Source organism: Rhodoferax koreense (assembly GCF_001955695.1).
Lineage (GTDB): Bacteria > Pseudomonadota > Gammaproteobacteria > Burkholderiales > Burkholderiaceae_C > Rhodoferax_B > Rhodoferax_B koreensis.
This window is the reverse complement of the sequence record NZ_CP019236.1, coordinates 2038198-2062777: the sequence shown is the minus strand read 5'-3', so window position 1 is coordinate 2062777 and position 24580 is coordinate 2038198. Positions and strand designations below refer to the sequence as shown.

The following is a 24580-nucleotide window of genomic DNA, read 5'->3' as shown; positions in this document are numbered from 1 at the left end:
CGCGACTGTTCCTGCGCCAACTTAATGCACGCTTAAGGGGAACGCCGTCGGCTTGCGCAAACCGAGCCGAAGCAACCCGGAGCCGGCGCGGCGCGTGACCGACACGGGCTTACCATCTCGCGATGACTTCGCCCGCCCCCCGACTCGAAGAGCTGCGCCGCTACGCCATCGCCCGCAGCCTGTTCAAGCCCACCACCCTGCCCGCGGCCATCCGCAAGCTCGGCTTCGTGCAGGCCGACCCGATGCGGGCGCCGGCGCGAGCGCAGGACCTGATCCTGCGCCTGCGGGTCACGGACTATCGCGCGGGCGAACTGGAGCAGCGTTATGCCCGCCTGCAGATCGAGGAAGACTGCCTGGTGAACTATGGCTTCGTCGAGCGCAAGACCCTGGCGCTGCTGCATCCGCGCGAACCGCGCGAGCAGTGGGACGAGGCGACGCACGCCAACGCCCGGCAGATCCTGGCTTTCGTGCGCGAGCGCGGGGCGACCCATCCGAAACACGTGCTCGAAGCCTTCAGCCACCACGGCCGCATGCCGGGCTACTGGGGTGGTGAGCTCAACGTCGGCACGCAGCTGCTCGACGGCATGCATTACCGGAGCCAGTTGCGCGTGTTGCGCCGCGAAAACGGCACCCGCATCTACCAGCATGTGCAGCATCCGGAACGGGATCAGAGTCCCGAGGCCCGCAGGCTGCGCGCGGAGGCTCTGGTGGACATGATCGTGCGGCTGTATGCGCCGCTGCCCTCGGCGAGCCTCGGCTACCTCGCCACGCTGTTGCGCCTCGGCGCGCCGGACCTGCAACCCGAGGTCCGGCAGGTGGTGAAGGCGGCCAAGCAGCGGTATGGCCACGCGCTGGTCGAGGGCATGACCTGGTTCTGGCCCGCCGACGAGAATCCCCGCTCGAAACGCCACGCACCAGACGATCGCCTGCGCCTGCTCGCGCCTTTCGATCCGGTGGTCTGGGACCGCCGCCGCTTCGAGGCCTTCTGGGGCTGGGCCTACAAGTTCGAAGCCTATGTGCCCCAGGCCAAACGGACCATGGGGCACTACGCCCTGCCGCTGCTGTGGAACGGCCGGATGCCCGGCTGGGCAAACCTGAGGCTCGTCAAGGGACGGCTGGAGCACGAAATCGGCTTCGTGGACGGCCGGCGGCCGACGGATGCCGCCTTTGCCCAAGCGCTGGAAGAAGAACTCGCACGGATGCGAGCGTTCCTCGGCGTACGCTGAACCCGCGTCGTCCCGTTCTAGGAAGCGAGCGCGAGCTCCGCCAGGCGCATGGCACCCGCCAACGATGCGGCCCCAGCGATGAAGCGGCCGTTGTGGCAGAACACCGCGTCGGCCACACCGGTCACCTCCGCCAGCTCGGCCAGGCGCAGGCCGGCCCACGGCCTGGGCAGGTCCTTGCGGGCCTGGAAGGAATGCGGCTCGACGGTGACGACATGCACCTGGTACTGCCGGGCGCTCGAGTCGGGGTAGACGACGAACAGCACCTCGGGCATCTCGCGGCTTACCACCTCGCGCCAGGGCAGACCGCCACGCGGCATCAGCAGCACCTGGCCGCCGAACAGCTTTTCGGCGTTGCGCACCAGTTCCGCGCCCTGGTATTTGGCGCGCAGCTGGTCCAGCGTGGCAGCCAAAAGGGTGTCGACCACCGCCATCGCCTTGCGGAAGTTGGCCAGCGCATCGGCTTCGTCCTGAACGGCGTCGCGCCGGGCGTCCCAGGTCGTGTTGAACTGCGAGAGCAAGGCGGACAGGCCGAACAGCCCGGGCGCACCATGGTCGACGCCGGTATCGGCACGGTCCAGGTGCTGCACCAGTTCTTCGTCCAGCGCATCGGCCACGCTTTGCGCCAGCGCCGGGTCGTTCAGGCCGAAGGTCTGTTCCACCAGCGCGGCGCCATGGGCGCGCCAGACCAGCCCCGCGCTCGCGTAGACGACGCCACTGTCGCGTGCGCCGGAGAAGCCACGCTGGTGATGGTCGAAGCGTCCGCGCCCGGCGTCCCATTCGCCGCCGACATCGACCGCGAAGTCGGCCCGCGCGATCAGCTCTGCGTCGCGCGTGCGGATGAGCTGCGCCCCAGGGTGCAGGCGCAGCAGCACGGCAACGCCGAAGATATCGTCCGCGTGAAAGGACCCGTTGTGCGTCGCGATCACCACGGGGCGGGGGGGCGTCAGGGAAGGGTTTGTCATCTGGACTCCGAGTTTAGGGCCGTTTTTCCCACCAACAGGTTGCCGTGGACTACAGCGCCTGCCACGGCGCGGACGTAGAAGGATGAATGTCCGTCCCTTTGATTTTCCTTTGGATGCAGCGCCGCTTCATCCGCTTCCTCTGCCGGCCGCAGCGCATCCAGCGCCTTTGGCGGGCCCGCAATGCGAGCGAGCGCACATCCCCTTACGTGCACGACTTCGAGGCCGAGACCTGGCGGCTGGGCCTGCGGCTTGGCGCCGACCCCTTCCAGCATCATCTGGCCATGATGCGGCTGCTCAAAGACGACATCGAGTCGACGCAGCACTAGCTGTCAACTCTGACAGGGCGCGCTCCGGATCCGGGGGTGGGCCGACATGTCCGGCCCCTAAACTCCGGGCATGTTTCGAACGCCTTTGCCTTGCGTGCCCCCATGCCTCTGAACCTGTTGCAGGAACTGGCCCGCGCGCCCCTGCCTCGCTCCTTCACCCATCCCGCCGACATCGACCGCGTGATGGTCTGCCGCGAAGCCGGCTTCATCGACGCCAACATCCCGCCGGTGGCGCGCGGCGGCTCGTCGTATGCCGAGGGCGCCGCCATTGTCACCCGCATCCGCCCGCTGGGCTATGAGGCCCTGGCCCGACACCTGCGCGAACGCGGCCGCACGTTCGACGCCCAGGGCTGAGCCGCCCGCCGGGCGCATGCACAGGCGCCCTCAGGCTTTGATGAAGGCCAGCAGATCGGGATTGATCACGTCCCCATTGGTCGCACACATGCCGTGTGGGTAGCCTGGGTAGACCTTCAGCGTCGCGTTCTTGACCAGCTTGGCGGTCAACACGCTGGAGATGTCGATCGGCACGACCTGGTCGTCGTCACCGTGCATCACCAGCGTGGGCACCTCGATCTTCTGCAGGTCTTGCGTGAAGTCGGTTTCCGAAAACGCCTTGATACCCTCGTAGTGCGCCTGGATCGAACCCATCATGCCCTGTTGCCACCACTTCAGGCTCAAGCCTTCGGAGACCTTGGCGCCCGGGCGATTGAAGCCGTAGAAGGGACTCGGGAAGTCCTTGAAGAACTGCGCGCGGTTGGCCGCCACGGCGGAACGGATGCCGTCCAGCACTTCCATCGGCACGCCGTTGGGGTTCGCGGGGGTCCTGGCCATCAGAGGCGGCACGGCGCTGATCAGCACGGCCTTGGCCACACGCTTGTTGCCATGCCGGCCGATGTAGCGTGCGATTTCGCCGCCACCGGTGGAGTGGCCGATGTGCACGGCCTTCTGCAGGTCCAGGTGTTCGGTAAGTGCCGCCAGGTCGTCGGCATAGTGGTCCATGTCATGGCCCACGGAAGTCTGGCTGGACCGGCCATGGCCACGGCGATCGTGCGCGATGACGCGGTAACCCTGCTGCAGGAAATACAGCATCTGGCCGTCCCAGTCGTCGCTGGACAGCGGCCAGCCGTGCGAGAACACGATGGGTTGGGCGGACTTGTCGCCCCAGTCCTTGTAGAAGATGTCGGTGCCGTCCTGGGTCTTGATGTAAGGCATGTGATGCGCTCCTTGGTGGTTGAAAAAATCAGTCTTCGCGAAATGCGGCGCCGCTGGCCATGTGCAAAGCCGTGCGCACGGCGATCCACACCACGATGCCGCTGGCCGCGGCCAACGCGAACCAGGCGATGGCCTGGGTATAGACGGACGGCCGCGCATGGAAGAAGGCGATCGTCGCGCCGGCCCAGCCGTCGGCCGGAAAGGTCATCGCCCACCAGCTCATGAAGAACGCGCCATGCGCCACATGCCGCCAGAGCGTGGCCAGCAGGATGGCGATGAACAGCGCCAGGCAGTACAGGATGTCGCCGAGCGCGCCGGCCTGCCCGCCGGTGAAGGCGAGGTAGGCCGACAGGCCGATCGAGGGCGGCGCCAGCAGGATGAACAAGGTGGGCATGCTGCGCTGACTCATCGCCGGCACGAACAGCACGCGGTGCAGCACGATGGTGAAAAAGGACAGCCAGAAGATCAGCCCGACCGAAAAGAAGAACCAGCTGATCTCCACGTGCCCCAGCGGAACGCCGCCCACCGGCACCAGGATGTTGCCCACCACCGGGATGAACCAGGCCGGCGTCAGCACCGCTTCGTCCTGCGCGTGCAGGACCCAGCGCCGGATCAGCGTCACTGCCAAAACGAAATGCATCGCCGCGCCGAGCCACCACAAGGCCTGGGCCAGCGGCAGTGAATAGGCCCGCAAGCCGATCGACAGCACGACCATCGACACCGACGTTGCGGGGAAAAAGCTCGAGCGCACCGGGTGCGCGAACTCCTCGGCCACCTCCCTGAAACAGAAACCGAGTTTGGCCAGGTGCGCCACGACCAGAAGGACGAAGGCCAGCAGCGCCAGCACCAGCAGGACCTGGCTGATCCACAACGGAACGCCCAATGTGCGGGCCGCGGCCGCCCACGCATTGGACAGGCCGCCGATGCCCATGACCATGCCGAACATCGCGATCGACATGCGCGCCAGAAGGGGCTTCTCGCCCGCCTCGGGCACCTGTTGTGGCCTGATGGCGGATTCGCTCACGGCGTCGCTCCCGCGGCGTGTTGGCCCGGCGGCCTGCTATCCTTCAGGTCCAGTGCGAGGAAGTGGTGCACCACCGGCTTGTCCGGCCCCTGGTGATAACGCAGCGCCTCGCCCTGCATGTCGGCATCGGCCTTGGAGACACGCCTGTGCTGGCGCAGATGCTCAGCCCACGACTCGACCATGAACCATTCGACCACCCGCTCCGGTTCGCCCGTGTGTTCGGCCACGCCCCAGGCATAGGCGCCGTCGCGGCGGCGCTCCTGCGCCACGTGGCGCATGGCGAAAAGAAAGGCCGGGATGTCGCGTTTGGCGATCCGGTATTCGATCTGCACCAGCACCGGACCACGGTCGTGCGCCACCGGTTCGGTCAGCATCGGCTCGGGCCAATGGTTCGAAGCCTGCAGGTCGGCCTCGCCCGTGGGCAGCTTCACGCGGTGGAACACGCATCCCACCGCCAGCAGGCCGACGGCACCGGCCAGCAGCGTGGACGGCACGCCGATCTCCTGCGCCACCAGCCCCCAGCACAGGCTGCCGCCGGCCATGGCCCCATTGAACACCATGAGGTAGATGGCCAGGCCGCGGCCGCGCACCCAGTTGGGCAACACCGCCTGCGCCACGCCATTGAGCGTGGTCAGCGCGATGATCCAGCCCATGCCCAGCACCAGCATCAGCAGCACCGCCACCCATTGCGGCGGCGCCAGCGCGAGCCCACCCATCACGGCGGCGCTCAGGAGCGAAGCCGTCAGCACCAGACCGTCGGCGTCGAGCCGCCGGCGCATCCTGGGCAGCAGCAAGGCGCCGAGGATCGCCCCGGCACCGACCGCACCCAGCATCACGCCGTAGAAGCCGGCCGTGCCGCCGAGCATGCGCCGCGACACCAGCGGCAGCAGCGCCCACACCGAACTCGCGAACAGGAAGAACACCGCGGCGCGCAGCAACACCACATGCAGTTCGCGGCTGGCCTTGGCATAACGCAGGCCCGCGCGGAAGGCACCGAAGAACTGCTCGGACAGGCCGGATTCGACCGCCGGTGGCCGTTTCCACCACAGCAGCGCCGCGATCACGAACACATAGCTCAGCACGTCTGCGCCATAGGCCATGGCCGCACCGAAGCTGGCCAGCAGCAGGCCACCGGCGGCCGGGCCGACCGCACGCGCCACATTGATGCCGAGCGAATTCAGCGCCACCGCATTCTTTAAATCCTTGCGCGGCACGAGCTCGGGCACGATGGACTGCCAGGTCGGCCCCATCAGCGCACCGCCGATGCCGCCGACGAAGGTCAGCGCCACCAGGTATTCGACCGTCAGCGCATTGGTCCTGGACAGCCACAGCAGCGTGCCGCTGACACCCGCCAGCAGGATCTGCACCGCGATCAGGAAGCGGCGGCGGTCCAGGATGTCCGACAGCACACCGGCCGGAATGGCCAGCAGGAAGATCGGCAGCGTGGCCGCGGTCTGGATCAGCGACACCGCGGCCGGGCTGGCCGAGAGTTCGGTGACCATCCACGAACTCGCCACGTCGCGCATGAAGCTGCCGATGTTGCCGAGCACGGTCGCCACCCACAACACGGCGAACACGGGCTGCGCCAGGGGTGCGAAGCTGCCGCCGCCCTTCTCGACGGCCTGCGTGTGGTTATCCGCCATTTGCGCCTCCCAGGTCGTACCAGGCCACCAGCAGGAAGCCGCCGGCCAGGCCCCAGTGTTCGAAAAAGGAATTGGCCACCGTCACGCGTTCAGACTGCGGTACGCTCCAGAAGCGGTCGGCCAGGAAGTTGGCCATCACCGTGAAGCCGGCCAGCGCCAGGGCGCCGAGCCAGCGGTGGTAGTTGGCCAGGATCATGGCCGAAGCTGCGAACTCCATCACGATGACCGCCGCCGCCATCGGCGCCGCGGGCGACAGCCCGAAGTGCTGCATCTCGGCGACGGCCGCGGGGAAGTCGCGTGCCTTGTCGAACGCACCCTGCAGATAGGCCGCGCACAGGAACAGCAAGGCCAGCCAATGCACCCAGGGGGCCGTGAAAACGGAACGGACCTCTTGAACCAACTCGAGCATCAGACCGCCCAGCAGGCGCAACCGAGCGCGCCCCAGAAGCTCTTCAAATCGGCGATCGGCAACTTACTGCTCCAGGCCGTGGCGTGCTGGTGGCCGTGCACATTGCAGTCGTTGGCGCAGGCGCAGGCTGCCGCTGCATTGCGCATGACAGCTTGCATCGGCGCGCCCTGCTCACCCCAGTTGGCGTAGCCACCGAAGCGGCGCACCGGCGACCAGTCGGGCATGGCCGGCGGCAGCGGGCTGTCGTCGAAGGACGCGAAGTCGCCCGCGCCATAGACCACCTTGCCGCCGACCACGGTCAAGAGCGCCGTGGTGTCGGCGATCTCGGATTCGGCGCAGGCGAAGAAGTCGCGGTCGGGCACCACCAGGTCGGCGAACTGGCCGACCTCGATGCGGCCCTTCTTGCCGACCTCGTTGCTGAACCAGGTCACGTTCTCCGTCCACATGCGCAGCGCGGCCTCGCGGTCCAGGCAGTTGCGCTGCGGGTAGAGCTGCAGGCCGCCCACCGTCCGGCCGGTGACGAGCCAGGACAGCGACACCCACGGGTTGTAGGAGGCGACACGCGTGGCATCGGTGCCGGCCGAGACCTTCACGCCCTTCTCCAGGATCTTCTTCACCGGCGGCGTGGCCTCGGCCGCGCCATGGCCGTAACGTTCGACGAAATATTCGCCCTGGTAGGCCATGCGGTGCTGCACGGCGATGCCGCCGCCGAGTGCGGCGATGCGGTCGATGCTCTGGTCCGAGATGGTCTCGCAGTGGTCGAAGAACCAGTTCAGGCCTTCAAGCGGCACGTCCTGGTTCACCCGTTCGAACACGTCGAGCGCACGGCTGATGGTTTCGTCATAGGTCGCATGCAGCCGCCAGGGCCAGCGGTTCTGTGCGAGCAGGCGCACCACCTCTTCGAGCTCGCCTTCCATCTCTGGCGCCATGTCGGGCCGCGGCTGGCGGAAGTCCTCGAAGTCGGCGGCGGAGAACACCAGCATCTCGCCCGCGCCGTTGTGGCGGAACCAGTCCGTGCCCTGCTTGTATTTGGAGGTGGCCGTCCAGTGCAGGAAGTCGGCCTTCTCCTGCTTGGGCTTCTGCGTGAACAGGTTGTAGGCCAGGCGGATCGTGAGCTGGTCGGCCTTGGCCAGTTCCTCGATGACCTGGTAGTCGTCGGGATAGTTCTGGAAACCGCCGCCCGCGTCGATGGCGCCGGTCACGCCCAGGCGGTTCAATTCGCGCATGAAGTGGCGCGTGGAGTTCAGCTGGTACTCGTACGGCAGCTTCGGCCCTTTGGCCAGCGTGGCATAGAGGATGGCGGCGTTCGGCTTGGCCAGCAGCAGGCCGGTGGGGTTGCCGGCGCTGTCGCGCACGATCTCGCCGCCAGGTGGCGCAGGCGTGTCGCGGGTGTAGCCCACGGCGCGCAGCGCGGCACCGTTGAGCAGCGCGCGGTCGTACAGGTGCAGCAGGAACACCGGCGTGTCGGGCGCCACCGCGTTGAGTTCGTCGATGGTGGGCAGGCGCTTTTCGGCGAACTGGTGCTCGGTGAAGCCGCCGACCACGCGCACCCACTGCGGCGCGGGCGTGACGTCGACCTGCCGCTTGAGCATGGCCATGGCGTCGGCCAAGCTACGCACGCCGTCCCAGCGCAGCTCCAGGTTGAAATTGAGGCCGCCGCGGATGATGTGCAGGTGGTTGTCGATCAGGCCGGGCAACACGCGCTTGCCGCGCAGGTCGATCACCCGGGTGTGCGGACCGGCCAGCGGCATCACTTCATGGTCGCGGCCCACATGGGTGAAGCGGCCGTCCCGGATGGCGACGGCGCTGGCCGTGGGGTTGGCGCGGTCCAGCGTGGTGAACAGGCCGCGGTGCAGGATCAGGTCGGGGTGTGAATCAGCCATGGGAGCGTGTCTCGCCGAACTCAACCTTCGTGCGCTCCGAACATGGCCCGCGCGTAATTGATGCCGATGCCATAGCCGCCGCCGTACTTGCGCGCCACACCGGTGGTCATGGCGTAAGTGTCGGTACGCGCCCAGTCGCGCTGCATCTCCAGCAGATACTGCAGCGAGGTCATCGGCTGTGCGCCGGCCATCACCATGCGCTCCATGGCGCGGGTGTGCGCTTCGGCGGACACGTCGCCACAGGCGTCGGCGATCACGAACACCTCGAACCCCTGGTCAATGGCCGACAGCGCCGGGCCGACGATGCACACGCTGGTCCACAGGCCGGCCAGCACGATGCGGCTCTTGCCGATCTCGTTGATGCGCGCGATCACGGCGGCGTCTTCCCAGGTGTTCATCGAGGTGCGGTCGAGCAACTTCTGGCCCGGGAACGGTGCGGTCACTTCCTCGAACATCGGCCCGGAGAAACTTTTCTCGGCCACGGTGGTGAGGATGGTCGAAGCTCCAAAGCCCGCGGCCGCGCTGGCGACCAGGCCGGCGTTCGAACGCAGCAGCACGGGGTCGATGGAATTGGTGGCAAACGCCATTTGCGACTGGAAGTCGATCATGACGAGCGTGTGGTCCTTCGGGGTGAGCAACTTGGCGCCGGGGGTTGGCGTGGCGGTGATCGGCATGGGATAACTCCTATTGACTTCGATGAAAAAACTGGCCTTTCGACCACTTGGAAGGACCAGGCAGCTTATGCAGCGCCCGCTCCGGGGTATTGAAGTTTTGCGCGGCCTTTTGGACATTTGTGTTGTGACTGCGAGGCCTTTGCGCATCAGGGCGCGGAATCGACGAGCACCAGCTCTGCGTCCTCGAGGGCATCCACCTGGAGCAGCAGCTCGTCCTTCATGGCCGCGCCGTCGCGTGCCTGTAGCGTCACGCCGTTGACCCGCACCCGGCCGGCGGCGGGCACGAGGTAGCCGAAACGCCCCGGCGCGAACCGGTATTGCGTGCTTTCGCCGGCCTTGAGCGAGGCGCCGAGCACACGGGCATCGGCGCGGATCGGCAGGGCGCCGGCATCCTCCGCGCGACCGCTGGCCAGGACCACGAACCGCCCCGAGCGGTCGCCTTTGGGAAACGGCTTCGCACCCCAGGTCGGCCCATCGCCGTGGTGGCCGGGCTCGATCCAGATCTGGAAGATGCGCGTCGTGCCTGGCTCCTGGTTGTATTCGGCATGGCGCACGCCGGTGCCGGCGCTCATCACCTGCACGTCGCCAGCCTCGGTGCGGCCGCGGTTGCCCAGGCTGTCCTGGTGGGTGATCGCGCCTTCGCGCACATAGGTGATGATTTCCATGTCGGCATGGGCATGCGGCGGGAAGCCGGTGCCGGCGGCAATGGTGTCGTCGTTCCACACGCGGATCGCGCCCCAGCCGGTGCGCCTCGGATCCCAGTAGTCGGCGAACGAGAAATGGTGCCGGGCGTCGAGCCAGCCGTGCTCGGCGTGGCCGAGGCTGTCGAAGGGTCTGCGTTCGATCATGGCTGGCTCCCGGGGCGATGCGATGCCTGGAAGTTAAACGGCTTCGATCGATAATGAAATGGAAAACATCGAAAACCATCCTTTCCAAAAACGCAATGAAGCGACTTCCCGACCTCGAAGCCTGGGCCATCTTCGCCAAGGTGGCCGAGACCGGATCCTTCGCGCGAACGGCCACCGAGCTCGGCCTGTCGCAGGCCACCGTCTCCAAGGCCATCACCCGGCTCGAGGAACGCACGCGGACGGTGCTGTTTCACCGCACCTCGCGGCGCATCTCGCTCACCGACAGTGGCAGCGCCTCGCTGGAGCGCGCCGCGCGCATCCTCAGCGAGGGGGAAGCCGTCGAGGCCGAGGCGGTCGAGCAGTCGAAGGCCCTGCGCGGCCCGATCCGGCTCGCCGGGCCGATGTCCTTCGGCATCTCACACCTGGCGCCGGCCCTGCCCGACTTCCTGGCCGCGCACCCTGACGTCCTGCTCGACCTGAACCTGGACGACGAACTCGTCGACATGGTGGCCGGCGGTTTCGACGTGGCCCTGCGCATCTCCACCCTGGCCGATTCGAGCCTGCTCGCAAGGCGCCTGTGCACGGTGCGGCTGCTGCTCGTGGGGACGCCGGCCTACTTCGAGCGCCACGGCCTGCCGCAGCATCCGCGCGACCTGGTGCACCACCGCGCGCTGCAGTACGTGCATTCACGCGTGGGCGGCGCCTGGCGCTTCCAGCACGCTGTGCACGGCGAGTTCTCCACCGTGGTGCCCACGCCGATGCGGGTCAACAACGCCGAGGCCTTGTCGCCCGCGCTGTGCGCCGGCCTGGGGCTGGCGTTGCAGCCCGAATTCCTGGTGTGGGACGAACTGCAATCGGGCGCCCTGGCCACGGCCATGCCCGACTGGGAAGTGCCGTCGATCGCGCTGCACATCGTCACGCCGCCCGGGCGCAGCCGGCCTGCGCGCGTACAGGCCCTGATCGAGTTCCTGGCCCAGCGTTTCGCGGTGGCGCCCTGGGCGCGGCCGGCCTGAATCAGCCGACCGGCCGGACGTCGGCGCGACCCGCTCAGTTGCGGATGCGGGAAGCGCTGCCTGCCACGGGCGCGTGGCGGCGCCACTGGCCAGGCGGCACGCCGACCTGCTGCGCAAACACCCTGGTGAAATGGCTCTGATCGGCAAAGCCGCAGGCGCTGGCGACCTCGGCCAGGGACTGGCTCGAGCCCGACAACAGATCCCGCGCGCATTCGATGCGGCAGGCCTGCAGCCACTGGTGCGGCGTCTGGCCGGTGCTCTGGCGGAACGCACGGATGAAGTGGCTGCGCGACAGGCCGCAGGCCTCGGCCACATCGGCCACCGACACGTCGCCGTCGAGCCGCGCCCGCAGCATCTCCTTGGCGCGGGTCGCATGGGCGCGCGAGAGGCCGCCGCCTTTGGCCCGGACGGACGCATTGGCCAGCTTCGCGCCGCCGTAGCGGCCCAGCAGGTGCAGGCCCGCCGCCATGGCCAGGTGATCGACGAACAGGCGGCTGACCGCTTCGGGCCGTTCAAGCGCGGGCATCAGCGCATGCAGCAGATGGCTGAGCACCGGATCCTCGACGCCCGCAACCGGCGACAGCCCACCAAGACGACCCGTGCCTTCTTCATCCACGATGCGGCCGAGCAAGTCCCGCGAGAGTTCGAGCAACAGGAAATCCATCGGGCCGCTCAGGTCGGCGCGGTAGTCGTCGCAGAAGTTGCGCACGTAAACAGTGCCGCGTCCGAAGTCGTGCAGGCTGGCATGGTGCGGGTGGAGGATGCGCCGGCGATGGTCCGTGCCCAGCGACAGGCCGACCAGCACGCCGCGGTCGGCCGCGGGCATGGCCACATGGGCGAGCGCGGGATCGGCCGAGCGCTTGCGGTACAGCCGCAGGCCTGCGCCCGCGAATTCCTGGCTCAGGTGCAGCTTGTCGGATGGGCAGCCGAGCGTGTCGGTGCGCGTCGGTGGCGCCTGTTGTAGGTTGATGCTGGAGCCTGGGGACATGGCCTTGCCTTTTGTTGTTGTCCGGAACATGCCGCGAACGCAGCCTGGCGATGTTGCATGACGGCATGCTGACAGTCCGCTCAAAGCCCGCTCGCGCGCAGGGTTGTGCGGCGGGCTAGCGCCCGACCATGTCGCCACGGCAGGCCGGCGTGCCGCAGAAGCAGGGGTAGTCGCTGGGCGCGGCGTTGTCGTCGATGGTGAGCGCGTAGTCGAGAAACAGCTCTTCGCCCGCCGCCACCGCCCGGATGGTCGAGATGCGCAGCACCAGCCGCTTGCGCGGCCCATCGACCTCGACCGCCTCGCAGTTGGGCACGCAGGCGTGGTTCAGGTGGCGCGTGAGGTTGCCGCCCTGCGCACCGTCGATGGTGCTGCCGTCCGACAGGCCGAACAGGTAGGTCAGCCGGTCGTTGAAGTCGGCGCGCGCGATCTGCTTGGGCGTGTACCGCCGGCCTTCGTAGAAAGCCAGGAAGGTACCGCTCGGAATGTCGGTCCTGGCGAAGACACCATAACCGTGCACGCTGCTGTGCCGGACTTCGATCAGCGGATGGGCGGTCAAGGGAGGCGCGATGGAATCGGATGGGGTGGGCATTTCGGGTGTGTGTCGGAATCAGGGTCGGAATCGGCAGGGGCGCAGGGCAACGGGCCATCTGGTCAAGCAAGCGCCGTACCGGCCATTGTCTCCGGCGTGGTCTTCGGGGCTAAACTTCCCGACCAACCTTCTTGCGCCGGGAAGCCACCGTGACCTTCGATCCAAGTCTTCGAAAACCTGCCCGATGGCGGACCGCGGCCTGGCTGCTGGTCGCCACCTGTGCCGGCTTGCCGGTGGTGGCTGGAGCCCAGGCCTCCGAAGCCCAGATGTCGGCCTTCCAGAAGTACACCACCTGCCCATCCACCGGCCGGCGCAGCGGGGCCTGCCCCGGCTACCGCATTGCCTGGAAGGTGCCTCCGTGCGCCGGCGGGCAGGACCGCTGGACCAACCTGGTCTGGCTCACCGAGGTGGCCGCCCGGCAGAAGATGCAAAGCGACGCGGCGGCCTGCGCGGCCAGCGCACCGCGCCCGTAGGACGGCGCCGCAAATTCCCGCGCGGGCCGTGACACGCCGCGGACACGACCGCATACTGGGCCGATGTTCCACTCCGCCGTCCACCCCTTGAAGCCATACGCCACACGCGCCTTGCTCGCCACCTCGCTCTGCCTGTCGCTCGGCGCCTGCGCAGTCGCACCCAAGAGCACCGGCGTCGTCGATCTCGGCGACAACCATTTCCGCATCACCGCACGCGGCGCCCTGGGCGTGCCCGCGCAGAGCCGCAAGGTGGCAATGGTGCAGGCCGACGAGTTCTGCGCCGCCCGCAACCAGGCCATGCAGGTCACCGAAACCGGCAAGGCACCGCTGGCCGGCCCTTATGAACTCACCTTCACCTGCCTGCCCGACGACGACCCGGAAGGTACCCGCAACGTGGTGAAGCGCCCGCCATCCGAGGTGCGTCCCGTAAAATGAAGCGATTGCAGGGCGGCCCGGCGAGAGGATGTGAGCCATGAAACCCATGAAACTTCTCCTATCCATTTTTTCCACTTGTTGCGCCCTGGCGCTTCTCACCGGCTGCCCGGATGCCAAACCGCCGAAAGACCCGACCCTGCTGCCCATGCCCAAGACCGGCGCTGCTACCGAGCCAGCGAAAGCGCCATGACGTTTTGATCAGGCTGTCAGCGCGGACCTTTTCCGCACGATGAACGGCCGTTATTTCCTGCAGCTGATCCTGCTGTCCGCGCTCTGGGGCGCTTCGTTCCTGTTCATCCGCATCGCCAGCCCGCTGCTCGGGCCAAACGTGCTCGCCGGCGTGCGCATCGCGCTGGCCACGCTCACCCTGGCGGTGATCATGCGTCTCATGCGCCAGCGCTGGCCTTGGCGGCACTGGCGCAAACTCGTGCTGATCGGCGCCTTGTCCGTGGCCCTGCCCTTCCTGCTGTATTCATGGGCGGCGCTGCAGCTGCCGGCCGGCTACGCGGCGCTGCTCAACAGCACGGCCGTGGTGTTCGCCACCTTGTCAGCCGCATGGCTCAAAGAGGAGCGGCTCACCGCGCGCAAGCTGGTCGGTTGCCTGTTCGGCTTCGCGGGCGTGGCATTGATCGTACGGCTCGGGCCGATCGCGCCGACGCCCCGCGTGCTGCTGGCCGCAGCGACCGGCGTGTTGGCGTCGGCCAGTTATGGCATCTCCACACCGCTGATGAAACGCGCCACGACGCACGTCCCACCGCTGGCGATCGCTGCGGGCATCCACGCCGCCGCCGCGCTGATGCTGCTGCCGGGCGCGGCATGGAGTTGGCCCGCGGCCCGCTTCACGCCGGCGGCCATCGCGGCGCTGCTGGTGATGGGCACCGTGACTTCAGGCCTGGCCTACTGGATGCACCTGAACATCATGCGCCACGTGTCGGCCGTGGCGGCCATCAGCCCGGCCTTCATGATCCCGGTGTTCGGCGTCGCCTGGGGCCACCTCTTCCTCGGCGAGCCGCTGGGCTCGGGCCTCTACGCCGGCGGCGCGCTGGTGCTGCTGGCCACGGCGCTGGTCACCGGCTTCAACCCTTTCGCGAAGTGGATGCGCGAACGGCCGACGGGTTCCTAGAGAAAAGAGGCCCGGATCGGCGGCACGTCCTGCTTCACGTCGGCGTTCTGGGCACGTTGACGCAGGGCGTGCTCCATCACCACCAGCGCGAGCAGCGCCTCGACGATGGGCGTGGCGCGGATGCCGACGCAGGGGTCGTGGCGGCCCTTGGTCACGACTTCAGTGGACTGACCGGCGGTGTCGATCGATTCGCGCGGCGTGATGATCGAACTCGTGGGCTTGATGGCGATGGCCACTTCCAGGTCCTGCCCGGTGCTGATGCCGCCGAGCACGCCACCGGCATTGTTCGACTTGAAGCCTTGCGGCGACAGCGAATCGCCGTGCAGGCTGCCGCGCTGCGCGACGCTGGCGAAACCCGCGCCGATCTCCACGCCCTTGACGGCGTTCAGGCCCATCATCGCGAAGGCGATGTCGGCGTCGAGCTTGTCGTACAGCGGCTCGCCCAGGCCGACGGGCATGCCGGTGGCGGTGACGCGGATCTTCGCGCCGCAGGAGTCGCCGGCCTTGCGCAGGCTGTCCATGTAGTCCTCGAGCGCAGCCACGTCGGCCACGGGCGCGAAGAACGGGTTGTTGGGCACGTGGTCCCAACTCTCAAACGGGATCACGATGTCGCCGATCTGGGTCATGCAGCCGCGGAACACCAGGCCGTATTTCTCGGCCAGCCACTTCTTGGCCACGGCGCCGGCGGCCACCGTGGGCGCGGTCAGGCGCGCCGAGGAGCGCCCGCCGCCGCGCGGATCGCGGATGCCGAACTTGTGCCAGTAGGTGTAGTCGGCATGGCCCGGGCGGAAGCTCTGCGCGATGTTTTGATAGTCCTTGCTGCGCTGGTCGGCATTGCGGATGAGCAGCGCGATCGGCGTGCCGGTGGTCTTGCCCTCGTAGACGCCGCTCAGGATCTCCACCGCGTCGGGCTCGTTGCGCTGCGTGACGTGGCGGCTGGTGCCGGGGCGGCGGCGGTCCAGGTCGTGCTGGATGTCGGCCTCGGTGAGCGCCATGCCCGGCGGGCAGCCGTCGATCACGCAGCCGATGGCCGGGCCGTGGGATTCACCGAAATTGGTGACTGCGAAGAGGTTTCCGAAGGTATTGCCGCTCATGCCGCCGATTATCGCCGAGGCCCCGACAGCGCCTTTGGCAGGAACGTTTCATGCTTATGCTGCAGCGCACCAATCGTGGTGTACGACTTCTTTTCAAGGAGAGTCCGATGCTCGACCGCACCGCCACCAAGTTTTCCCACGTCAAGCCAGGCGACACCGACTACGTTTCCGGCGGCTTGCGCGATTTCTTCCTCTACCGCGACCTGGGCATCGCCGACGCCACGCACGGAAAAGTGATCGCGCACCTCGTGAAGGCCAACATGGCACCAGAAACGGGCACGGGCTGGCACCGCCACGAGGCCGATTTCCAGATCGTGATCATGCTCAAGGGCTGGGCCCGCTTCATGTACGAAGACAAGGAAACCCTGGTCCAGGCCGGCGACTGCGTGCACCAGCGCCCCGGCATCTCGCACTACCTGTTCGACTATTCGCCGGACATGGAATACCTGGAAATCGTGTCGCCGGCGGACTTCAAGTCGATCGACGTGGAACCGGTTTGCGAGATTCCGGCGCCGACGCCTTGGAAGTGATCCTGCGCCTTTGGCGACCCACCCCTCACCCTGGCCCTCTCCCCACAGGGGCGAGGGAACAAGACCGTAACGGGTAACCGCAGCGCCAATGTACAAGCCTTCCAGAACAACCGCGGAACGGGCTTTGCCCGGCCGCAGGTTGTGCCCCTTGCAAGGGGGTGGGCGGCTACACGCAGTGAGCCAACCTGGGGGTGTTCAAAATTCAGCGTCGAGTTCCTCGATGTCGTCTGGCTCGCGCTGGGCCTCTTCCACCCATTCCTGCATCGCGGGCAGTTCCATGATGCGTTTGCAGTAGGCGGCGCAGACCGGGTCCACCTTCACGTCGTAGGTCAGGAAACGCGTCACCACCGGCGCGTACATCGCGTCGGCCACGCAGGGGTGGCTGCCGAAGAGATAGGGGCCGCCGTAGACGGCCAGGCATTCCTTCCAGATCTCGAGGATGCGGTCGATGTCGGCCTGGGCCCGCGACCATATCTTGAAATTCGGGAAATGGCCCTTGATGTTCATCGGCAGCGCCGCGCGCAGCGAACTGAAACCCGAATGCATCTCGCCGCAGATGGCGCGGCAATGCGCGCGGGCGGCGGCGTCGGCAGGCAACAGGCCGGCCTTGGGCTTGATCTCGTTGAGGTATTCGCCGATGGCCAGCGTGTCCCAAACCTTGATCTTGTTGTGCACCAGCGAAGGCACGAGCATGGAGGACGACAGCAGCAGCATCTCGGCCTTCATCGCCGGATCGTCGGGCGAGACCACGTTCTCGGTGAACTCCAGGCCGGCCAGCTTCGCCATCAACCAGCCGCGCAAAGCCCAGGCGCCGTAGTTCTTGCTGCTGATCGTCAATTCGGCCTTGGCCATGTTGTGCTCCTGCTTCGTGTTGGCCAATCGCTTCGCAAGGGTTGTGCCAGAAAGCCCGGCGCCGTGCCAGAGGTGACAGGCCGACAGCGGCCCTCGCGCCGCCCCCGCCATCGCCTTGGCGACACCACCAATGCAACTGGCCCGTAACTTGCCTGCTAGCCACCACAAGCCCCAAAACGGCACAGGACAACTCAACGATGCTTTACCAGGCCTATCAACTCCAGTCCGACCTGACGTCGCCACTGCGTCTCATGGCCCAAAGCCTCAGCGCTGCCTTCTGGTTACCCGACACCGAAAGCAGTCCGCTGCGCAAACTCGCCGCCGCCTGCGACGTGTTCTCCCGCATGCGCCTCACCCACAGCCGGCCGAGTTACGGCATCGCCAGCGTGACGGTGGGCGAACGCGAGTTCGCCATCACCGAGGAAGTGGTGATGAAGCAGCCGTTCGGCAGCCTGCTGCACTTCAAGAAGACCCTGGCCGCCGACGAACCGGAACAGCCCAAGGTGCTGCTGGTGGCGCCGCTGTCGGGCCACTTCGCGACGCTGCTGCGCGAAACCACGCGCACCCTGCTGCAGGACCACGACGTCTACATCACCGACTGGCACAACGCCCGCGACGTGTCGCTCAAGCACGGCGCCTTTGCGCTGGACGACTACGCCGAGCACATGATCCGCTTCATCGAGGCCATCGGCCCCGGCACACACGTGATCGCCGTCTGCCAGCCCTGCGTGGCCGCGCTGGCCGCCACGGCGGTGATGGCCGAGGACGACCACCCGGCCCAGCCGAGAAGCCTCACGCTGATGGCCGGCCCGGTGGACTGCCGCATCAACCCAACCGGCGTGAACACCCTGGCCACGAGCAAGCCCATCGACTGGTTTGAGAAGAACCTGATCACCCACGTACCCTGGCCGCACGCTGGCTACATGCGCCGCGTCTACCCAGGCTTCATCCAGCTCAGCGCGTTCCTGAGCATGAACCTGGACCGGCACAAGCAGCAGTACAAGGACATGTACAAGTTCCTCGTCGAAGGTGAGCTCGACAAGGCCAGGACCATCCAGGTGTTCTACGACGAGTACCTGGCGGTGAACGACCTGCCGGCCGAGTTCTACCTGGAGACGGTGGAGAAAGTGTTCCAGACCTACGACCTGCCGCGCGGCGTGCTCACGTACAAGGGCCGCACGGTCAACTGCGGCGCGATCCGCCGCACCGCACTGATGACGGTCGAGGGCGAACGCGACGACATCTGCTCCATTGGCCAGACCGTGGCCGCGCACGACCTGTGTACAGGCATCCGGCCCTACATGAAGACGCACCACATCCAGACGGGCGTGGGGCATTACGGCGTGTTCAGCGGGCGCAAGTGGAACCAGCAGATCTATCCGCGTGTGCGGGACATGATCCATAGCACGAGCTGAGTGGCACTAACCCTTCGACGAGCTCGGGGCGAACGGGGACAGGAACCACCAAGGTACCCACCGTTCGTGCTGAGCCTGTCGAAGCACCCCGATCATCCTGAGCGCGACGAAGGGGCTGAGCCTGTCGAAGCACAAAAAAGCCCGCTGACAGAGCGGGCTTTTTGTTGGGCGAAGGCCGGTTTCAAGTCGGCGATTCGTCTTCGGCCGGCCAGTCGCGGATGTAGGCCTTGAGCATCTTGTTCTCGAAGTTCTGGCTGTCGACCACGGCCTTGGCCACGTCGTACAGGCTGATCACACCCATCAGCATCTTCTGGTTCATCACCGGCATGTAGCGCGCGTGGCGGTCGAGCATCATGCGCCGGACTTCATCCAGGTCGGTCTCGGAACTGCAGGTGAGCGGGTGGTCGTCCATCGCCGTGCGCACCAGCGTGTTGCCGATGGCGCCGCCGTTCTTCACGATGGCCAGGATCACCTCCCGGAAGGTCAGCATGCCGACCAGGTCGCCATGCGCCATCACCACCAGCGAACCGATGTCCTTCTCGGCCATCAGGTTCACCGCCGTGGCCAGGGGCTCGTCGGGGGTGGCGGTGTAGAGTGTGTTGCCTTTGACGCGCAGGATGTCGCTGACTTTCATGGAAGTTCTCCTCGTGGCTCGCGGTTTCGGTGATCGGGTAGGGACTCGGCGCGTCCCATGGTGTCAATATAGCCCACAATAAACGCACTGTCGGGTCTTTTCGGGCGGTTTTGCCCAGTTTGGCCTTGACGGCGTCGGAAATACCAGGAGGCCGCACCAGCCGCCGCCCGCGCCCAACCACGGAGACAAAAGCCCATGCCCGGTTACTCAGACCCCGGCTTCGACACGCTGGCCCTGCACGCGGGCGCCGCGCCCGACCCGGCCACCGGCGCCCGCGCCGTGCCCATCCACCTCAGCACCTCGTTCGTCTTCGAGTCGAGCGACCATGCCGCCGCGCTGTTCAACCTGGAGCGCGCCGGCCACGTGTATTCGCGCATTAGCAACCCGACCAATGCCGTGCTCGAGCAGCGCATCTCGGCACTCGAAGGCGGCATCGGCGCCATTGCCACGGCCAGCGGCCAGGCGGCGCTGCACCTGGCGGTGGCCACGCTCATGGGCGCGGGCTCGCACATCGTGGCCAGCACGGCCCTGTATGGCGGCTCGCAGAACCTGCTGCACTACACGCTGCGCCGCTTCGGCATCGAAACTACCTTCGTGCAGCCCGGCGACATCGACGGCTGGCGCGCCGCAGTAAAGCCGAACACCAAACTCTTCTTCGGCGAAACCGTCGGCAACCCCGGTCTGGACGTGCTCGACATCGCCACCGTCTCGGCCATCGCGCACGAGGCCGGCGTGCCGCTGCTGGTGGACTCCACGCTGACCTCGCCCTGGCTGATCAAGCCTTTCGACCATGGGGCCGATCTGGTCTACCACTCGGCGACCAAGTTTCTCAGCGGCCACGGCACGGTGATCGGCGGCCTGGTGGTCGATGGCGGCAGCTTCGACTGGGAGAAATCGGGCCGCTTCCCCGAACTGACCCAGGCCTACGACGGCTTCCACAACATGGTGTTCAGCGAGGAGAGCACGGTCGGCGCCTTCCTGCTGCGCGCGCGCCGCGAAGGCCTGCGCGACTTCGGCGCCTGCATGAGCCCGCACACGGCCTGGCTGATCCTGCAGGGCATCGAGACCCTGCCGCTGCGCATGGCGCGGCACATGGAGAACACGCGCAAGGTCGTGGAATTCCTGGCCGGGCACGCTTTCGTGGCGCGCGTCGGCCATCCTTTGCTGCAAACCCATCCGGGCCATGCCCTCGCCCAGAAGCTGCTGCCGCGCGGCGCGGGTTCCGTCTTCAGCTTCGACCTGAAAGGCAGCCGCGAACAGGGCAAGAAGTTCGTCGAGGCGCTGAAGATCTTCAGCCACCTGGCCAATGTGGGGGACTGCCGCAGCGTGGTGATCCACCCCGCCAGCACCACGCATTTCCGCATGGCGGACGAGGCGCTGGCCCGTGCCGGCATCACGCAGGGCACGATCCGCCTGTCGATCGGCCTGGAAGACCCGAGCGACCTGATCGACGACCTTCAGCGCGCTTTGAAAACAGCAGAAAAGGCGGCGGCATGATCTTCACCGTCCACGGCGCCGCCGTCTACGCGTACACCGGCGGCAAAAGCTTCAATCCCGGGCAACCGACCCTGGTCTTCGTCCACGGCGTATTGAACGACCACAGCGTGTGGATCTTGCAGACGCGTTACCTCGCGCACCACGGCTGGAACGTGCTGGCCGTGGACCTGCCCGGCCATGGCCGCAGCGCGGGCGCGCCGCCGACGTCGGTCGAAGCCGCGGCCGACTGGCTGATCGCCCTGCTCGACGCGGCTGGGCTGCCGGCCGCCACGCTGATCGGCCACAGCTTCGGCTCGCTGATCGCCATGGAAGCGGCGGCGCGTGCGCCTTCCCGCGTGCGCCAACTGGTGCTGCTCGGCACGGCCGCGCCGATGAAGGTGTCGCCCGCGCTCCTGCAGGCCTCGCTCGACGAGCCGCTGGTGGCCATCGACATGGTGAACCGTTTCTCGCATGCGCTGCTGGCGCCGCCGCCGTCCGTGCTCGGCCCCGGCACCTGGGTGGCCGGCGGCGCGCGCGCCCTGATGCGACGCGTGCTGGCCAGCAACCCGGCGGTGAACGTGTTCCACACCGGCTTCAAGGCCTGCGACGACTACCGCGGCGGCGAGTCGGCCATGGAGAAAGTCGAAGCCTCCACACTCTTCATCGCCGGCCAGCGCGACCAGATGACGCCGCCGCAGGCCGCGCAGCCGCTGGTGCTGCGCGCACGCCACGGCCGGTTGGTGACGGTGGATGCCGGCCACGACCTGATGGCCGAGGCGCCGGAAGCGGTACTGGCCGCGCTCAACCATTTCCTGGTGCGCTGAGGAATCGAAGCGCGAAGCACGAAGCGCCGTGTCCATGCTGCACTGCAACAGTGCCGGCCTAGAATCGCGCGATGCTTTTGCCCTATTCCGAATACCGCTGGCTCACCCGCTTTGGCGAAATCGGCATCCTCTGGCCGGTGGCCATCGCGTTGGCGCTGTGGATGCTGTTCGTCGGCCGTTCCTGGCGGCTCGCGCTGGCCTGGCTGCTGCCGCTGGGCGTGGCCGTGTTCATCACCTCGGTGTCGAAAATCGCCTTCATCGGCTGGGGCGTGGGCATCCGCGCGCTCGACTTCACCGGGGTCTCGGGCCATGCCATGTTCTCCGCGGCCATCTACCCGGTGATGGCCTTCGCCCTCACCGCCAGCGCCCGGCCCGAGCGGCGGCGCTGGCAGCTGCTGGCCGTGGCCGCGGCCTATGCCTTCGCCCTGCTCATCGCCTACAGCCGGGTGGTGGTCCACGCGCATTCCTGGTCGGAGGTGGTGGCCGGCTTCGTGCTGGGCGCGGCCGCCAGCGGCTGCACCTTGTGGCTGGCCGGGCGGCCGGCCGGCCGGCCGTGGCTGCGCTGGGCCCTGGTCGCGGTGGCGTGCTGGTTCGCGCTGATGCCGGGCTACGCCGCGCCGACCAACGCCCATGATCTCGTGACCGAACTGTCGCTGCGGCTGGCCGGGCGGGACCGGCCCTTCCTGCGCGAGGACCTGCACGCGGGCCAGCCGTCCTGACTAGCCGCCAGACGGCTGCCGGGGCTCAGCCGGCGATGGCAACACCCGTTCCTCCAGAGGAATCAGCTCGATCCCCCAGCCTGCGGCTTCGCCCAGGGTCGCCGCCGGATGCATCGCGGCAATGCGCAGCGCCTCGTCGCGGGAATCCGCCTCGATGATGAAGAGCCCGCCGACGATTTCCTTCGATTCGGCGTACGGACCATCGCTGATCAGCGTCTTGCCCGCGCGGGGGCGCAAGGTCATCGGCGCGCCGAGCGACGCCGAAACCCGCACCTTCCCGGTGGCGTACATCTTTTGGTCCAATGCCGGGCATTGGCTCACGATGGCTTGCCGCTCCTGGGGCGGCAGCGCACCCATCTTTTGCGGGTCGTAGTAGGCGAGTCCGATGTATTTCATGAAGGCTCCGTTGGATGGGTGGTCTGCTACGACGAACGTCACCGCCGCGAATCGACGGTGGCCGCCGTCTTGCGGGAAACCTGGCAGTGCCAACCGCCGATTTTGCTCACTTTTTCATAACAGGTCACACAGATGCAGACTGCGCAAACGGCTGTTTTTCCATAGATTTTCAAGGCCCGGACTCGGTGCCAGCAGCAACTGCTCGAACAGCGGCGCGGCGGGCGTCGCGTCCGGATCGGCCAGCAGCACGTAACGCGCCTCGGGCCTCGGCGTGCCGGCCATTTCCATCTCGTCGAGTTTGCCGGTCCAGTCGAGCGCGCCCAGCGTGTCGAGCACCGGCTCGAGCTGCAGCACATCGACGCCCAACGCCTGTGCAAGCTGTGTGGCACTCAGTCCATGCCCGCCGCGCGCGAGGTTCAGCCGCGACCGGTCCAACTGCTGCAGCACCTCCACCGCAAGCTGGAACTGCCAGCCGTGTTCGCTCGCGCGCCGCGCCACGCCGGTCATGAGGCTGGGCAGGTAGGCCGCGATCACCGCGCCGAGCAGCACGATCACCCAGGCCAGGTACAGCCAGACCAGCAGGATCGGCAGCGTGGCGAAAGCGCCGTAGACCATGGAATAGGTCGGCACCGAGGCCAGGTAGAAGCTCAGCAGCCGCTTGGCAACCTCGATGCCGGCCGACACGAAGATGCCGCCGGCCCAGGCATGGCCCCAGCGCACGCGCGTGTTCGGCACGTAGTGGTACAGCGCGGCCATGCCGCCGGCCAGCAGGGCGAACTCGATCGTGTCGAGCAGCACCCGCACGCCGCCGGGCAGGTTGTCGACCACGCCCTGCGAGCTGGAGATGGCATAGGAGGTCAGCGCCAGGCTCGCGCCTAGGATCAGCGGGCCGAGCGTGATCGCCGCCCAGTAGATCAGCACGCGCTGGCCCAGCGGCCGCGGCCGGCGCACGCGCCAGATGCGGTTGAGCGTGCGGTCGATGGTGAGGATCAACGCCAGCGCGGTGACCAGCACGATGGCCAGGCCCACGCTGCCGAGCTTGCTGGCCTTGGCCGCGAACTGCGTGAGGTAGCCCAGCACCTGGCGCGCGATCGAATCCGGGATCAGGCTCTGCACCAGCCAGCGCTGCAGCACGTCCTGCACCTTGCCGAACATCGGGAACGCGGTGAAGACCGCCAGCGCCACGGTGAAGAACGGCACGAGCGCCAGCGAGGTGGTGAAGGTCAGGCTGCTGGCGGTCAGGCCGAGCTGGTCTTCGCGGAACCGCTCGCGCAGCGTATGGGCGGTAGTGCGCCAGGGAAAGCGGCGCAGATCGGCCAGCAGCAGTTCGAGGCGGCGGGACAGTGACAGGGAATGAGCGACAGGCGCCGGGGGCAAAGGCATGCTCGGTATGATGCCATCGCAATGACTACCGATCACCATACCGTCGCCTGGACGCGCCGCCTGGCCGTGGCCTGCCTGCTGGGCCTGATCGTGCTCGGCCTGGCCTGGGAGCTCTGGCTCGCGCCGATCAAGCCCGGCGGCTCGCTGCTGGCGCTGAAAGTGCTGCCGCTGTGCCTGCCGCTGGCCGGCGTGCTGAAGAACCGCATGTACACCTACCGCTGGCTAAGCCTGGTGGTATGGCTGTATTTCACCGAGGGCGTGGTGCGCGCCTGGAGCGACAAGGCGCCGAGCGCCTGGTTCGCCTTGGCCGAAGTGTTGCTGTGCCTGGGCCTGTTCGCCGCCTGCGCGCTGCATGTGCGGCTGCGCCAGAAACACGCCAAGGCCGCCGCCCTCGCCGCTTCGTCCACGACACCCCTTTCCGCCTGAAGG

General features: G+C 67.4%; 29 protein-coding genes. 14 read left to right on the top strand and 15 right to left on the bottom strand.

Translation table 11 applies throughout. The annotated features are described in order from the left end of the window. Positions 1-122 precede the first annotated feature (122 nt). Positions 123-1226, top strand: a complete 1104-nt coding sequence (locus RD110_RS09635; protein ID WP_076198927.1) for a DNA glycosylase AlkZ-like family protein — start codon at positions 123-125, stop codon at positions 1224-1226. Between the two features lie 17 nt (positions 1227-1243). Here the strand turns inward: RD110_RS09635 and RD110_RS09630 are convergent, their stop codons facing one another. Further along, positions 1244-2188 carry an MYG1 family protein gene (locus RD110_RS09630; RefSeq protein WP_239467208.1) on the bottom strand — a complete coding sequence of 315 codons (945 nt, stop codon included), beginning with the start codon at positions 2186-2188 and terminating at the stop codon, positions 1244-1246. An 86-nt stretch (positions 2189-2274) separates the two neighbouring features. On the opposite strand from RD110_RS09630, the gene RD110_RS09625 reads away from it, so the two are divergent. Next, positions 2275-2514, top strand: a complete 240-nt coding sequence (locus RD110_RS09625) for a hypothetical protein (RefSeq protein ID WP_157900111.1) — start codon at positions 2275-2277, stop codon at positions 2512-2514. Positions 2515-2616: 102 nt separating this feature from the next. After that, on the top strand, positions 2617-2868 hold the full coding sequence (locus RD110_RS09620; protein WP_076198921.1) for a hypothetical protein: 252 nt from the start codon (positions 2617-2619) through the stop codon (positions 2866-2868). Between the two features lie 30 nt (positions 2869-2898). On the opposite strand, the gene RD110_RS09615 is transcribed toward RD110_RS09620, so the two are convergent. The 7 genes from RD110_RS09615 to RD110_RS09585 form a co-directional block, all read right to left on the bottom strand. Then, complete coding sequence (locus RD110_RS09615) at positions 2899-3726, bottom strand: alpha/beta fold hydrolase (RefSeq protein ID WP_076198919.1); 828 nt, start codon at positions 3724-3726, stop codon at positions 2899-2901. Between the two features lie 28 nt (positions 3727-3754). Then, positions 3755-4750, bottom strand: a complete 996-nt coding sequence (locus RD110_RS09610) for an SLAC1 anion channel family protein (protein WP_157900110.1) — start codon at positions 4748-4750, stop codon at positions 3755-3757. Further along, positions 4747-6393 carry an MFS transporter gene (locus tag RD110_RS09605; RefSeq protein WP_076198917.1) on the bottom strand — a complete coding sequence of 549 codons (1647 nt, stop codon included), beginning with the start codon at positions 6391-6393 and terminating at the stop codon, positions 4747-4749. The genes RD110_RS09610 and RD110_RS09605 overlap by 4 nt, the downstream gene beginning before the upstream one ends. Then, positions 6383-6802, bottom strand: coding sequence for a DoxX family protein (locus RD110_RS09600; protein WP_076204723.1), 420 nt, complete (start codon positions 6800-6802; stop codon positions 6383-6385). Before RD110_RS09600 ends, RD110_RS09605 begins: the two co-directional genes overlap by 11 nt. Beyond that, positions 6802-8685, bottom strand: coding sequence for an amidohydrolase (locus RD110_RS09595; RefSeq protein WP_076198915.1), 1884 nt, complete (start codon positions 8683-8685; stop codon positions 6802-6804). The genes RD110_RS09600 and RD110_RS09595 overlap by 1 nt, the downstream gene beginning before the upstream one ends. 20 nt (positions 8686-8705) lie before the next feature. After that, the gene (locus RD110_RS09590) at positions 8706-9359 is read right to left on the bottom strand and encodes an isochorismatase family protein (protein ID WP_076198913.1); all 654 of its coding nucleotides are present in this window, start codon (positions 9357-9359) and stop codon (positions 8706-8708) included. Positions 9360-9505: 146 nt separating this feature from the next. Next, entirely contained in the window at positions 9506-10207 is a 702-nt protein-coding gene (locus tag RD110_RS09585) for a pirin family protein (RefSeq protein WP_076198911.1), read from the bottom strand. A gap of 95 nt (positions 10208-10302) precedes the next feature. Between RD110_RS09585 and RD110_RS09580 the strand changes: the two genes are divergently transcribed. After that, on the top strand, positions 10303-11220 hold the full coding sequence (locus RD110_RS09580; RefSeq protein ID WP_076198910.1) for a LysR family transcriptional regulator: 918 nt from the start codon (positions 10303-10305) through the stop codon (positions 11218-11220). A 34-nt stretch (positions 11221-11254) separates the two neighbouring features. Here RD110_RS09580 and RD110_RS09575 read toward each other — a convergent pair whose 3' ends face one another. Then, entirely contained in the window at positions 11255-12208 is a 954-nt protein-coding gene (locus RD110_RS09575; RefSeq protein WP_076198909.1) for an AraC family transcriptional regulator, read from the bottom strand. 115 nt (positions 12209-12323) lie between these two features. Next, positions 12324-12797 carry an SET domain-containing protein gene (locus RD110_RS09570; RefSeq protein ID WP_076198907.1) on the bottom strand — a complete coding sequence of 158 codons (474 nt, stop codon included), beginning with the start codon at positions 12795-12797 and terminating at the stop codon, positions 12324-12326. A 149-nt stretch (positions 12798-12946) separates the two neighbouring features. Between RD110_RS09570 and RD110_RS09565 the strand changes: the two genes are divergently transcribed. From RD110_RS09565 to RD110_RS09555, 4 genes are all read left to right on the top strand, one after another. Further along, positions 12947-13270: a hypothetical protein gene (locus RD110_RS09565; RefSeq protein ID WP_157900109.1), complete on the top strand. Its 324-nt coding sequence runs from the start codon at positions 12947-12949 to the stop codon at positions 13268-13270. A gap of 87 nt (positions 13271-13357) precedes the next feature. Continuing rightward, positions 13358-13705, top strand: coding sequence for a hypothetical protein (locus RD110_RS09560; protein ID WP_076198903.1), 348 nt, complete (start codon positions 13358-13360; stop codon positions 13703-13705). Between the two features lie 37 nt (positions 13706-13742). Next, entirely contained in the window at positions 13743-13895 is a 153-nt protein-coding gene (locus RD110_RS27840; RefSeq protein WP_157900108.1) for a hypothetical protein, read from the top strand. 39 nt (positions 13896-13934) lie between these two features. Further along, entirely contained in the window at positions 13935-14828 is an 894-nt protein-coding gene (locus RD110_RS09555; protein WP_076198901.1) for a DMT family transporter, read from the top strand. Here the strand turns inward: RD110_RS09555 and aroC are convergent. Continuing rightward, the gene (gene aroC, locus RD110_RS09550; RefSeq protein ID WP_076198899.1) at positions 14825-15922 is read right to left on the bottom strand and encodes a chorismate synthase; all 1098 of its coding nucleotides are present in this window, start codon (positions 15920-15922) and stop codon (positions 14825-14827) included. The genes RD110_RS09555 and aroC overlap by 4 nt on opposite strands. Before the next feature lie 107 nt (positions 15923-16029). Between aroC and RD110_RS09545 the strand changes: the two genes are divergently transcribed. Then, positions 16030-16452: a cupin domain-containing protein gene (locus tag RD110_RS09545; protein WP_076198894.1), complete on the top strand. Its 423-nt coding sequence runs from the start codon at positions 16030-16032 to the stop codon at positions 16450-16452. Positions 16453-16647: 195 nt separating this feature from the next. On the opposite strand, the gene RD110_RS09540 is transcribed toward RD110_RS09545, so the two are convergent. Next, positions 16648-17304 (bottom strand): glutathione S-transferase, encoded by a 657-nt coding sequence (locus RD110_RS09540; RefSeq protein ID WP_076204721.1) that lies wholly within the window; start codon positions 17302-17304, stop codon positions 16648-16650. A 197-nt stretch (positions 17305-17501) separates the two neighbouring features. On the opposite strand from RD110_RS09540, the gene RD110_RS09535 reads away from it, so the two are divergent. Beyond that, entirely contained in the window at positions 17502-18719 is a 1218-nt protein-coding gene (locus RD110_RS09535) for a polyhydroxyalkanoate depolymerase (RefSeq protein ID WP_076198892.1), read from the top strand. A 181-nt stretch (positions 18720-18900) separates the two neighbouring features. Here the strand turns inward: RD110_RS09535 and RD110_RS09530 are convergent, their stop codons facing one another. Beyond that, positions 18901-19353 carry a CBS domain-containing protein gene (locus tag RD110_RS09530; RefSeq protein ID WP_076198890.1) on the bottom strand — a complete coding sequence of 151 codons (453 nt, stop codon included), beginning with the start codon at positions 19351-19353 and terminating at the stop codon, positions 18901-18903. Positions 19354-19548: 195 nt separating this feature from the next. Here RD110_RS09530 and RD110_RS09525 point away from each other — a divergent pair, with 195 nt between their 5' ends. The 3 genes from RD110_RS09525 (at position 19549) to RD110_RS09515 (ending at position 22372) form a co-directional block, all read left to right on the top strand. Continuing rightward, entirely contained in the window at positions 19549-20850 is a 1302-nt protein-coding gene (locus RD110_RS09525) for an O-acetylhomoserine aminocarboxypropyltransferase (protein ID WP_076198888.1), read from the top strand. Continuing rightward, entirely contained in the window at positions 20847-21653 is an 807-nt protein-coding gene (locus RD110_RS09520; protein ID WP_076198886.1) for an alpha/beta fold hydrolase, read from the top strand. The genes RD110_RS09525 and RD110_RS09520 overlap by 4 nt, the downstream gene beginning before the upstream one ends. A gap of 71 nt (positions 21654-21724) precedes the next feature. After that, on the top strand, positions 21725-22372 hold the full coding sequence (locus RD110_RS09515; protein WP_076198884.1) for a phosphatase PAP2 family protein: 648 nt from the start codon (positions 21725-21727) through the stop codon (positions 22370-22372). Here the strand turns inward: RD110_RS09515 and RD110_RS09510 are convergent, their stop codons facing one another. Continuing rightward, entirely contained in the window at positions 22373-22768 is a 396-nt protein-coding gene (locus RD110_RS09510; RefSeq protein WP_076198882.1) for a YciI family protein, read from the bottom strand. It abuts the gene before it with no gap. Positions 22769-22882: 114 nt separating this feature from the next. Further along, complete coding sequence (locus RD110_RS09505; protein WP_076198880.1) at positions 22883-24151, bottom strand: YihY family inner membrane protein; 1269 nt, start codon at positions 24149-24151, stop codon at positions 22883-22885. A gap of 21 nt (positions 24152-24172) precedes the next feature. Here RD110_RS09505 and RD110_RS09500 point away from each other — a divergent pair, with 21 nt between their 5' ends. Then, on the top strand, positions 24173-24577 hold the full coding sequence (locus RD110_RS09500; protein WP_076198878.1) for a DUF2069 domain-containing protein: 405 nt from the start codon (positions 24173-24175) through the stop codon (positions 24575-24577). The last annotated feature ends 3 nt before the right edge of the window (positions 24578-24580 follow it).